This window comes from Arthrobacter sp. Y3225209 (assembly GCF_059090685.1).
Genome location: NZ_JBNHFW010000031.1, coordinates 1 through 10,828, shown reverse-complemented (window position 1 = coordinate 10,828; position 10,828 = coordinate 1). Strand labels below are relative to the sequence as shown.

Sequence of the window (10,828 nt, the reverse complement as noted above, 5' to 3'; positions counted from 1 at the left end):
CTCATTCGGTGCTCCGTTGCGGTGTTGAGGGAACAGGACCGGGCACCGTGTCCGGGTCCGGGGTGTAGCGGTAGAGACGCGGCGGGCGGTGCCGGCCGCCGGCGAGGTAGTGCTCGGTCGCGGAGATCTGTGGTGTTGCCCGCAGCTGGCGGCGGAAATTTCCAGGGTCCAGTTCGCGTCCCAGAACCGCCTCGTAGACTTCGCGCAGCTGCGCCAGGGTAAACAGCTCCCCCAGAAAGGCATAGGCCGCCTGCCCGTACTCGGTTTTGTTCCGCAGCCGCCACAGGGCGTAGTCCACGATGGTGTTGTGGTCAAAGGCCAGCTCCCCGACGGCGTCGGCCCGGAACCAGCGCACGTTGTCGCTTTCCCTGGCAAGCGCCGCTTCGTCCGGCTGGACCAGCGCCCAGTAGACAATCGAGACCACCCGGGGCGACGGCGAGCGCTCCGGACCGCCAAAGGCGTAGAGCTGCTCCAGATAGCGCGGAGTGAGCCCGGTGGTGTCAGCCAGATTCCGGGCGGCTGCGTCCTGCAGGGATTCCCGGGCTGCCAGCGGACCGCCCGGAAGTGCCCACCGGTCCCGGTAGGGTTCCCGTATCCGCCGCACGAGCGGGAGCCAGAGCTCCGGGCGCCCTGTGTCCCCGTCCCGGCGCAGAGCGAAAATGACGGTGGAGATGGCCAGGGACGGCGGTGCCAGTTCACGCTCGGATACGTTGGCGTAGGGGGAATACACGGCTCCCCTTTCCGGGGCACTAGTAAAAGTCAGAATGACTGTAACTCATCCGGGCCGAAAAGATGGCCTTCATCACAGTGCGCCCGGTGCCGGCCGGACTCAGGGATCCGAGACGGCTGCCGCGTTCAGCAGCGGCAGCATCCGGCCTTCGAAATGCGTGTTGAGCACAATCACCGAGGACGTCCGCAGCACGGTATTGGTGGCCACAATTGCGTCGATGACCCGCTGCAGGTCCGAGTTGGACCGCGCCGCCACCCTGGCCAGGAGATCACTTTCACCGGACACGGTATGCACTTCCTGGATCTCCGGAATCCGGGACAGTGCCTGCACCACCGCGTCGTGGCCGGTATCCTGGCGGATGGTCAGGGAGCAGTACGCCACCACGTCATAGCCGAGGGCTTCGGCATCAATCCGCGGACCCCAACCGGCGATCACGCCCGTCTGCTGCATCCTGTCCAGCCTCGCCTGCACAGTGGCCCGGGCCACCTCCAGCCGCCGGGATGCCTCAAGCACCGACATCCGGGGGTTGTCGGTAAAGAGTGTGACAATGCGGGCGTCCAGCGCGTCGGTTGGCATGGGGTCCTTTGCTTAGAGAAGTCTGCAGCCGTGAACAATGATTGTCAGTGTACAAATTGTAGAGCCGACGTGGGTCACAGTCGGACATGACTGGACACAAACCGGTCCTAAGATGGAATCCGGTGTACATTCCCGCCAGCCGCCTGACGCCGGTCCGGCAGATGCACCGGCAGCCGCCCCAACGTTCTAAGGCCTTTTCCTTTTATGCCCGGTTCCGCCCTCCCGTCCCGTACCGATACGCCTTCTCCGGCCGGGAAAGACTCCGGGTCACAGAAAAAGATGCAGCCGCGGCACCTGGTTCTGATGAGCCTGGGCAGCGCCATCGGCACGGGACTCTTCGTCGGCTCCGGCGCAGGCATTGCGGCAGCCGGCCCGGCCGTGCTGATCTCCTTCCTGGTTGCCGGAACCATGGTGATCCTGGTGATGCGCATGATGGGCGAAATGGCCGCTGCGGATCCCAACAGCGGCGCGTTTTCCGTTTATGCGGAAAAGGCGCTCGGCCGCACTGCCGGGACGACCGTCGGCTGGCTCTGGTGGATCCAGATAGTCATTGTCATTGCGGCCGAGGCCACGGCGGCCGCCGCCATTGTCACGTCCCTGATCCCCGGCGTCGAGCAGTGGATCCTGGCCCTGGCCTTCATCGTTGTCTTCACAGCCATCAACCTGGCAGGGGCCGCCAGCCTGGGCGAGTTTGAGTACTGGTTTGCCATCCTGAAGGTGGCAGCCATCATCATTTTCCTGGCGGTGGGAGCCGCGTTCATCGCCGGCTGGCTTCCGGGCGCTGACTCCCCCGGGGTGGACAACCTCTTCAACAACGGCGGATTTATGCCCAACGGCATTACCGGGGTGGCCGCGGGCCTGCTGCTCGTGGTGTTCGCGTTCGGGGGTACCGAAATTGTCACCATTGCTGCCGCGGACACCGAGGAACCGTCCAAATCCATTGCGGGGGCCATCACCTCGGTGATCTGGCGGATCCTGATCTTCTACATCGGTTCTGTCCTGGTGATGGTCACGGTGCTGCCCTGGGACAACGAGGCCCTCAACACGGGCCCCTTTGTGGCTGTGCTGCACGCAGCCCAGGTGCCTGGAGCAGACACCGTGATGGCCGTGGTGATCGTGATCGCCCTGCTCTCGGCCATGAATGCGAATCTCTACGGGGCCTCACGGATGATCTACTCGCTCGGCGACCGCGGTCGCGCACCGGCCGCCCTGGCGAGGCTGGGCCGCGGCGGGGTCCCCCGGCGCGCGGTTGTGGCCTCGGTGGCCTTCGGGTTCATTGCCGTGGTGCTGAACTACCTCTACCCGGACACCGTGCTGATGATCCTGCTGAACCTGGTGGGTTCCACCTGCCTGGTGGTGTGGGGCATCTCGATTGTTTCGCAGATAATCCTGCGCCGCCGGGCCGATGCCGCCGGAGTGGAACTGACGTTCCGGATGTGGGCGTTCCCCTGGCTCTCCTACTTTGCCCTGGCACTGCTGGCGGCGATTGTGGTGCTTGGTTTCTTCGACGCGGCCGTCCGCGTGCAGCTGGTGGCCACGGCCGGTCTGACGGCCGTGCTGGTCCTCCTGGCCTGGCTGTTCGACCGCCGCACCACCCGCCGGTCCCGGACAGCAGCGGCGGACCCGGCAGAATAGCCCCGGCCCGCCGCTGCCCGGCCATCCGGGCAGCCGTCCCGGCTACCGGCCCTTGCGCCGCTTGGGCAGGAATTCTGCGTCAACCGCGCTCTTCGCCCGCTTCTCGGCGCGCTTTTCCTTTAGTGCCTTGCCGTGCTTCTTTGAACTGGATCCCTGCGGAGATTTACCTGACATGTCCGGCTCCTGACTCAAGGGGATGGATGTCTGGAAACCATACGCGGATACCGGAGGGATTCCAGCCCTTTTCCGAAACCTGATGTCAGCACCGCCGCATACCGGCTGCGAACAGATTGCCTAGGCAAAGGCGGGAGGGAATGGAACGTTTGTACAGAATGTGCAGCAATTCCGGGACGAATTGCCCAGCGTGATGCAAGCCACTAGATTGCCCCTATGGATAACTCTATGGATCCGGCGCCCCTGGCGCCGGAGGAACTGCGCAGGCTGTACCGCCTGATCACCGCCGCACGGCAGCTGGATCTCGCCGCCGTGGCCTGGCAGCGTCAGGGGATTATTCCCGGCTATGCCCCTGCCCTGGGCCAGGAAGCCGCCCAGGTGGGCAGCGCCTTCGCCATGGACCCTAAACGCGACTTTATCTTCCCCACCTACCGCGAAATGGGTGCGGCACTGGCCCTGGGCGTGGACATGACCGAGTACATGTCCACCCACAAGGCCAGCTGGCATGGCGGTCTCTACGATCCGGTGCGCACCGGATTTGCTCCAATCCAGGCAGTGGTCGGCGGTTCCGTGCTGCACGCGGTGGGTTGGGCCCACGGCCAGACCCTGAACGGCGGCACGGGCGGCGTGGCACTGACCTATTTCGGTGACGGCGCCAGCTCGCAGGGTGATGTCCATGAGGCCATGAACTTTGCCGGCGTACTGAAGGCCCCGGTGATTTTCTTCGTCCAGAACAACGGCTGGGCCATTTCGCTGCCCACCGAGGCACAGGTGGCGGGCGGCACGGTTGCAGCCCGCGCTGCCGGGTACGGCATGCGTGCCATCACTGTGGACGGCAATGACGCCCCCGCCGTCGTTTCCGCCACCCGCGAGGCGGCAGCCCATGCCCGCGCAGGGCATGGTCCGGTGCTGATCGAGGCCATGACTTACCGCCGCGGTCCGCACTCCACCAGCGACGACCCCGGGCGCTACCGCAGCCTGGATGAGGAACGCCGCGACGCCGGCCCGGACCCCGTCCAGCTGCTGGCCGACCGGCTGCTGGCCGAAGGCCTGGCGGACCGGGACTTCCTGGATGCCGCCCTCGAAGAAGCAAAGGACAACGCCGAACGCATCCGCGAAGGCGTGGAAGCCCTGGGCCCGCGGCCGGGCACGGAGATGTTCGACTTTGTCTATGCCGAACCCACCGAAGCACTCAAGGCCCAGGCGCGTGCCTGGCGGGAGGAATCCGAACATGTCTGAGCAGCTTACCGAGGCAGTACCCTCCTCCGATCTGGCCGAAGCGGCCCGCAACACCGAAGACACGGCTGCCACCCGCCAGTCTGCCACCACGCCGCCCGCGCCGTCCGGCCGCGGCCAGGTAGAGCAGCTTTCCATGCAGCAGGCCCTCAACCGTGCCCTGGCCGAAATCCTGGCCGAAGATCCCAAGGCCCTCGTCCTGGGCGAGGACGTAGGCCGGCTGGGCGGGGTTTTCCGCATCACGGACGGCCTGCAGAAGCGTTTCGGTGTCGACCGGGTCATGGACACTCCCCTGGCCGAATCCGGCATCCTGGGTATGTCCGTGGGCCTGGCCATGGCAGGCTTCCACCCCATTCCCGAAGTGCAGTTTGACGGGTTCGCTTATCCGGCCGTCAACCAGATCATCACGCAGCTGGCCCGGATGAACTACCGCAGCCGCGGCACCCTGCCCATGCCGGTGACCCTGCGGGTACCCAGCTTCGGCGGAATCCGCGCCCCCGAGCACCACGGAGAATCGCTGGAAGCACTGTTCGCCCATGTTCCGGGGCTGAAGGTCGTCTCCCCCTCGAGCCCGCATGAGGCCTACCACCTGCTCAGGCATTCGGTGGCTGTTCCGGACCCGGTGATCTTCATGGAACCGAAGTCCCGCTACTGGCAGAAGGGCGAAGTGAACCTTGGCCACGCCGGCCCGGTGGAGGGCGCCAAGGTGGTCCGTCCGGGCAGGCACGTCACCCTCGTGGCGTGGGGCGCCATGGTGGCACGCTGCCTCCAGGTGGCCGAACTGGCCGCCGAAGACGGCATTGAGGTGGAGGTCCTGGACCTGCGCTGGCTGAAGCCGATCGACGCCGCCGCCCTGGCCGAATCCGTCGGCCGGACCCGGCGCGCCGTCGTCGTCCATGAGGCGCCGCTGACCTCCGGCCTGGGCGCCGAGGTGGCCGCGCTGATCACCGAGCACTGCTTCGACACCCTGCGCGCCCCGGTTGGGCGGGTCACCGGATTCGACGTACCGTATCCGTCAGGAGACCTTGAAGACGAATACATCCCGAACATCGACCGCATCCTGTTCGGGATCCAGCGAGTATTGGAGTACCGGCGTGGCTGAAATTTCCTTCCCCCTTCCCGACCTCGGCGAAGGACTGATCGAAGCCACCGTCCTGGAATGGCTTGTGGCCGAAGGCGACCAGGTGGAGCGCAACCAACCGCTGGTGGAGGTGGAAACCACCAAATCCGCAGTGGAACTCCCCTCCCCGCAAGCCGGGAAGGTAGCCCGCATCTACGGGGAACCCGGCGACAGGATCAATGTGGGCGAGCCGCTTATTGTGTTCGAAGTGCCGGACAACACCGCCGGCATTGTCGGTACCGTTCCGCAGGAGGCCCCGGCGAAGCGCCGGGTCCGGCTGAGCGCCGTCCTGGACGAGGACTGACCGGTGTCCGGCTACGGCTCCCTGGTGGAAGGCACCGATCCTCGATTGGATGTCCAGGTGTTCGCGGGCGACGACGACGGCGCGGACTCCCGCCGTCCGGTCCTGCTGCTGCATGGATTTGCCTCCGACTCGCAGTTGAACTGGCACAATTCCGGCTGGGTGAATGCCCTGCTCACCGCCGGCAGGCAGGTCATCACGGTGGACCTGCCCGGCCACGGCGCCAGCGCCGCGCCGGCGGACCTCGACGCCTACCGTCCCAGCCGCATCCGCGCGGACCTGCTGCAGGTGGTACAGGACGCGGGTGTCCGGCCGCTGGCCGACGCCGACCCGGGGAGCGGGCTGGACGTAGTGGGCTATTCCCTGGGCTCCCGGCTGGCATGGGAGTTCGGGGCCACGCAGCCCGAGCTGGTGCACCGGATGGTGCTGGGCGGGCCCGGCAGCGGTGATCCGCTGGCTGATTTCGATCTGGACGCCGCCCGGGAGGCTGCCGCAGGCGGAGCGCCGGTAGCGGATCCGCGTACCGCCGAGCTGCTCCGGATGGCGCAGCTGGTCCCGCAGAACAACCTCGCCGCGCTTTTCCGTATGGTCGAGGCCATCAAGGAGGAGCCCTTCTCCCCCGCAGCCGCCGTGCCCGGGATGCCGCTGCTGCTGGTAGCCGGCGAGCGGGATGATCTGGCCGCCACGGCGCCCGAGCTGGCAGCGCTGAGCGGACAGGCAGACATGCTCACCCTCCCCGCCCGTACGCATGCCAATGCCGTCACGTCCCGGGCGTTTAAGACCGCCGCACTGGACTTCCTGGCGGGCTGAGCGGGCGAAAAGTTACGAGTTGGTCACGTAGGGGGCAATCTGCACCGGGACCACGCCGCGCCACGCTACGATGGAGAGGCTAGTGGACTAGGTTGGTTTTAATCAGCCTACTGATTGTTTTTCGGCTGATTCCGGGCCCCACCGGCCTTCACCTTTTATCCCCGTAGGGAGGACACCCGTGGATGTACTCCTTGGGCACCGATACCGCACCACTGAACTCATAGGTTCCGGCGGTGCAGCTTCGGTGTACCGGGCCGTCGATGAGAATCTCGGCCGCGAAGTAGCCGTCAAGCTTTTCAGTGCCGGCTTCCACGAGGATGACGAGACGCGCCGCCAGCAGACCGAAATGCAGCTGCTGGCCACACTGAACCATCCCGGCCTGGTCACCCTGCACGATGCAGGCGTGAGCGTGGACGAGGAAGGCCGGGCGTCCAGCTACCTGGTGATGGAACTGGTGGACGGACCGGATCTGCGCGGCAAGCTCAAGGAGGGCCCGCTCTCCTCCCCCGCAACGGCTGCACTGGGGGCAGACCTGGCCGATGCACTGAACTACGTCCACAGCAACGGTGTCATCCACCGCGACGTGAAGCCTGCCAACATCCTGCTCTTTCCGCAGGCAGAGCAGGACACCCGCCTGTATCCGAGGCTCACAGACTTCGGCATTGCGCGGATGGTGGAAGCAACAGTTGCCACCGCCCACGGTGCCACCATTGGAACGGCGAACTACCTGAGCCCGGAACAGGCCCAGGGAGCCGCAGTGGATCCGCGGACCGATATTTATTCGCTGGGCCTGGTACTGCTGGAATGCCTGACCGGTGAAAAGGCCTTCCCGGGTCCGATTGTGGAAGCTGCCGTTGCGCGCCTGCTGCGGGACCCTGAGATCCCCGAGTGGGTGGGCCCGGACTGGACGGAGATCCTGCGCGCCATGACCGCCCGCCTGGTGGATGCCCGCCCCGAAGCCCATGAGGTGGCAGTAGCGCTGCGCACCCTTGCGGCGGAACGCACCGTCCTGGACACACCCGAGTCCGTGCCGGCATCTGCCGACGCCTCGGCAGGCCGCGAACCGGTCACCGGCGACTCCACAGGCGGCATCACCACGGGCAACATCTACATTCCCGCCCCGCCGCTGCACTCTCCCAGCCTGGGCTAGGAAAAACCCGCCAGGCGCGGACAGCAAAACGGGGCCCGCGGTAATCCGCGGGCCCCGTTTCAGTTCCTGACTGCATCCGGACTGCCGGACGCCCTACTTGCCGTCGCCGGCTGCTTCGTCCTCTTCAGGTTCAAAGTTCGAGGCTTCCTCGGTGCTCGCAGCCGCAATACCGTCATCGCTCTGCGGGATGGTTCCATCGGGGCCTTTTGAACCGGTCTCCTTCGGATCCTGGCCGGCTTCCTTCTCTCCCATGGTGTCTCCTTAGTGGTACTGGTAACTGCGGCGGATAGTTCATGCTTCACTGCCCGACCTATCCTTCGATACTAGGCCAACTGTGGCACGGCTGACACCTGCACGGGCTCCCGTACGGGCTCAGGCATTCCGCCGCACGGCGGCTGCGCGAACCGCCACCAGCCCCAGCAGCAGCAGCGCTCCGGCGGCAGCGGCCGGAACAATAAACGCATGCTGGTAGCCGCCTGAATCCGCAAGGCGCCCTGCTACGGACGAGCCCAGTGCCGTGCCCGTCACCACTCCGCTGGCCAGCAGCGTCATAACGGTGCCCATCAGTTCCCGCGGTGCCACGATGGCGCCGATGCCGAAGATGCTGACCATGGTCGGCCCCACAGGGATGCCCAGCACAAACAGGACCACCAGCATGGTGGCAATATCCGCGGGCAGGAACAACAGCAGGGCAAGGACCGTCATTGCCCCGGCACAGAGCAGCCAGCGCGCTGCGGAACCGAACCGTTCGGGCCAGAAGGCCACGGACAGGGCCGCTGCGGCCGAGCTCAGGCCCATGACCGCATAGAGCAGGCCCGCGGACGATGCGACACCGAAGCTGCCGGCGAATGCCGTCAGGCTCGTCTGGGTGGAGCCGAAGAAAGTGCCCATGGCAACCATGCCCAGCACCGGCAGCATGATGAGCAGCCACTGCGGACGGGCACTGCCCGAAGTCCTGTCCTGCTGCTTTGTTCCGCGCCCGGTTTTTGGCCTCCCGCCGCCCGGGCGGCGGGAGGACGGAACCACGTATTCCACCGTGGGGTGGACGGCGAAGGCCGCCACCATGGTGGCTGTGAGCACTGCGGCCAGGGCCAGCGGGAGCCAGGGGGCGACGGCCGCGGCCAGCAGGCCCACGAGCGCCGGTCCCAGCACGAAGGTGAGCTCATCCGCCGTACCTTCGTAGGACAGGGCAGTGTCCATTTCGCGTCCCCACGGACGCCGGGCTGTCATAGCCATCCAGCGCACCCTGGCCATCGGTCCGACCTGCGGGCAGGAGGCGCCCATGGCGAAGGCGGCGATAAGCATCCAGACGGGAGAGCCGGCAGGGTCCAGCAACGCGGCGGTCAGCAGGAACAGTCCAATGGCCACCGGATTCAGGACCGCCGTGGAGAGCAGGATGGGACGCTGTCCAATCCGGTCGGCGAGATAGCCGAGCAGGGGCGCGCCGACGGCCGAACCGATTCCCACTCCGCCGGCGGCGAACCCGCCAAGTGCGTAGGACCCGGACACTTCGGTGATCAGGGTCAGCGCTCCGACGGTCAGCATGGCCAACGGCAGCCGCGCGAGGAAGGCGACCGGGAAAAAGGACCTGCCGGCGAGGGCGAAAATGGCCTGGTAACGGCCGGCGGAAGGTGCCCCCGCGGCTTCGTCAGCGGGCGTGGAGGGGGTTGGGGAGGGCGTGTTTGGAGTCATGGTGCGGTATCCGAATACGTTGAACCGCGCACCGTCCCCCCTCCCGGTACGCCCGACCCTTGCTACCCCCCAATTTTACCCACGCCCGGCTGCGGTGCCTAACTGCCGCTGCCGTATGAGCGTGGCCCGGGTTCAGCGCAGCGTCCTCACCCGGTTCAGCGCAGCACCGCTTCCCCCAGGCTGTAGCGGATGGTGGATCCGTTCCGTCCCTTCAGGATCTGCAGCTGGGCCGGTATCCGCTGCTTCATCTCGCCCACATGGCTGACCAGGCCGACCACCCGGCCGCCGTCCCGCAGTCCCTCCAGCGCGTCCATGACCTGTTCAAGGGACTGGTCATCCAGGCTGCCGAAGCCCTCATCAACAAACAGGGTCTCGATGTTCACTCCCCCGGCTTCCTGCTGCACCACGTCGGCCAGTCCCAGCGCCAGGGCCAGGGAGGCCATAAAGCTTTCGCCGCCGGAGAGCGTGGAGGTGTCCCGCCGCTGGCCGGTCCACTCGTCGGTGACGTGCAGCCCCAGTCCCGCCTTGCGGTTACCGGACTTGGAGTCGCTGTGCACCAGGGCATATCTGCCGCCGGTCATGGCGGCCAGCCGTTCCGTGGCAGCCGCAGCAACCTGTTCCAGCCGTGCGGCCAGGACGTAGGTGCTCAGTGTCATCTTGTACGTGTTCTCACCGGCACCGCGGACGGTGTCTGTGACCGACTGCAGCAGGTCCCGGCGGGCCCGCAGCGGAGCCGTCTCTTCCAAGGCGGCTGCGAGCTCGGCTGAGTATTCCGACAGGCGGACGGCCGAACCGTCCAGCAGGCGGACCAGCAGCGCTGCGTCTTCCTGCTCCTTCCGTGCCGCTGCCGCCTGCTCGGCGGCCTCGGCAATGTCTTCCTCATCAGGCACCGCGGATGAGTCCGTGTCCTGGTCCTCCGGGGCAGATGCATCCTGGCCTTCGCGCCGCAGCGCCAGCCGGCGGCCGGTCTCCTCCCACTCCTGCACGCTGTGGTCATAAGCATCCCTGGTTTCGGGATCCAGCAGTGCTTCACGGACGTCGGCAGCGGAGGCAAAGCCGGTGCCGGCCAGTGCCGTGTCGAGTTCGCGAAGCAGCCGGTCCAGCTCCTCCCCGGCCGCGTCGGCGGCCGCCCGTGCCTCGCGGGCAGCAGCGGCCAGCAGGCGGAACTGCGTCAGCGCCTCCACGCGCTCGCCCGCACCGGCAAAACCATGCAGCGCGGCACCCACCTTTGCCTCGAGGTCCGCAGCCTGAGCGCGCGCCGATTCAGCGCGGGAATCCGCCTGGGCGGCCTGGATCAGGGCCTGGGAACGGCCGGCTTCCGTGGCGGCCAGTTCCTCACCGATGCCTTCGAGCCGGTGCCGGGTTTCCAGCAGTGCCCCGGCCGCGCTGCGCGCCCGTTCCAGT

Annotated in this window: 12 protein-coding genes; 6 read left to right on the top strand and 6 right to left on the bottom strand. The window is 66.8% G+C overall.

Annotation, left to right across the window (positions count from 1 at the left end; genetic code table 11):
* Window position 1: 1 nt before the first annotated feature.
* Together AC5RVB_RS14530 and AC5RVB_RS14525 are read right to left on the bottom strand one after the other, a co-directional pair.
* The gene (locus AC5RVB_RS14530; protein ID WP_227903304.1) at window positions 2–730 is read right to left on the bottom strand and encodes an NUDIX hydrolase; all 729 of its coding nucleotides are present in this window, start codon (window positions 728–730) and stop codon (window positions 2–4) included.
* Window positions 731–829: 99 nt separating this feature from the next.
* A complete protein-coding gene (locus AC5RVB_RS14525) occupies window positions 830–1,306 on the bottom strand; it encodes an Lrp/AsnC family transcriptional regulator (protein ID WP_227903305.1) in 477 nt (158 codons plus the stop codon).
* Between the two features lie 204 nt (window positions 1,307–1,510).
* On the opposite strand from AC5RVB_RS14525, the gene AC5RVB_RS14520 reads away from it, so the two are divergent.
* On the top strand, window positions 1,511–2,941 hold the full coding sequence (locus tag AC5RVB_RS14520) for an amino acid permease (protein WP_494143007.1): 1,431 nt from the start codon (window positions 1,511–1,513) through the stop codon (window positions 2,939–2,941).
* A 42-nt stretch (window positions 2,942–2,983) separates the two neighbouring features.
* Here the strand turns inward: AC5RVB_RS14520 and AC5RVB_RS14515 are convergent, their stop codons facing one another.
* Window positions 2,984–3,115 (bottom strand): hypothetical protein, encoded by a 132-nt coding sequence (locus AC5RVB_RS14515; RefSeq protein ID WP_269437512.1) that lies wholly within the window; start codon window positions 3,113–3,115, stop codon window positions 2,984–2,986.
* Between the two features lie 216 nt (window positions 3,116–3,331).
* On the opposite strand from AC5RVB_RS14515, the gene AC5RVB_RS14510 reads away from it, so the two are divergent.
* The 5 genes from AC5RVB_RS14510 (at window position 3,332) to AC5RVB_RS14490 (ending at window position 7,732) form a co-directional block, all read left to right on the top strand.
* The gene (locus tag AC5RVB_RS14510) at window positions 3,332–4,354 is read left to right on the top strand and encodes a thiamine pyrophosphate-dependent enzyme (protein WP_227903307.1); all 1,023 of its coding nucleotides are present in this window, start codon (window positions 3,332–3,334) and stop codon (window positions 4,352–4,354) included.
* A gap of 133 nt (window positions 4,355–4,487) precedes the next feature.
* Window positions 4,488–5,453, top strand: coding sequence for an alpha-ketoacid dehydrogenase subunit beta (locus AC5RVB_RS14505; protein WP_227929539.1), 966 nt, complete (start codon window positions 4,488–4,490; stop codon window positions 5,451–5,453).
* On the top strand, window positions 5,446–5,775 hold the full coding sequence (locus AC5RVB_RS14500) for a biotin/lipoyl-containing protein (protein WP_227903308.1): 330 nt from the start codon (window positions 5,446–5,448) through the stop codon (window positions 5,773–5,775). The genes AC5RVB_RS14505 and AC5RVB_RS14500 overlap by 8 nt, the downstream gene beginning before the upstream one ends.
* Window positions 5,776–5,778: 3 nt before the next feature.
* Window positions 5,779–6,582, top strand: coding sequence for an alpha/beta fold hydrolase (locus tag AC5RVB_RS14495; protein ID WP_494143006.1), 804 nt, complete (start codon window positions 5,779–5,781; stop codon window positions 6,580–6,582).
* Window positions 6,583–6,760: 178 nt separating this feature from the next.
* The gene (locus tag AC5RVB_RS14490; protein WP_227903309.1) at window positions 6,761–7,732 is read left to right on the top strand and encodes a serine/threonine-protein kinase; all 972 of its coding nucleotides are present in this window, start codon (window positions 6,761–6,763) and stop codon (window positions 7,730–7,732) included.
* Between the two features lie 93 nt (window positions 7,733–7,825).
* Here the strand turns inward: AC5RVB_RS14490 and AC5RVB_RS14485 are convergent, their stop codons facing one another.
* From AC5RVB_RS14485 to AC5RVB_RS14475, 3 genes are all read right to left on the bottom strand, one after another.
* Complete coding sequence (locus AC5RVB_RS14485; protein WP_227903310.1) at window positions 7,826–7,984, bottom strand: hypothetical protein; 159 nt, start codon at window positions 7,982–7,984, stop codon at window positions 7,826–7,828.
* A gap of 120 nt (window positions 7,985–8,104) precedes the next feature.
* Window positions 8,105–9,424, bottom strand: coding sequence for an MFS transporter (locus tag AC5RVB_RS14480; RefSeq protein WP_494143005.1), 1,320 nt, complete (start codon window positions 9,422–9,424; stop codon window positions 8,105–8,107).
* Window positions 9,425–9,579: 155 nt separating this feature from the next.
* On the bottom strand, window positions 9,580–10,828 hold a 1,249-nt coding region (locus AC5RVB_RS14475; protein WP_494143004.1), incomplete at its 5' end, for an SbcC/MukB-like Walker B domain-containing protein.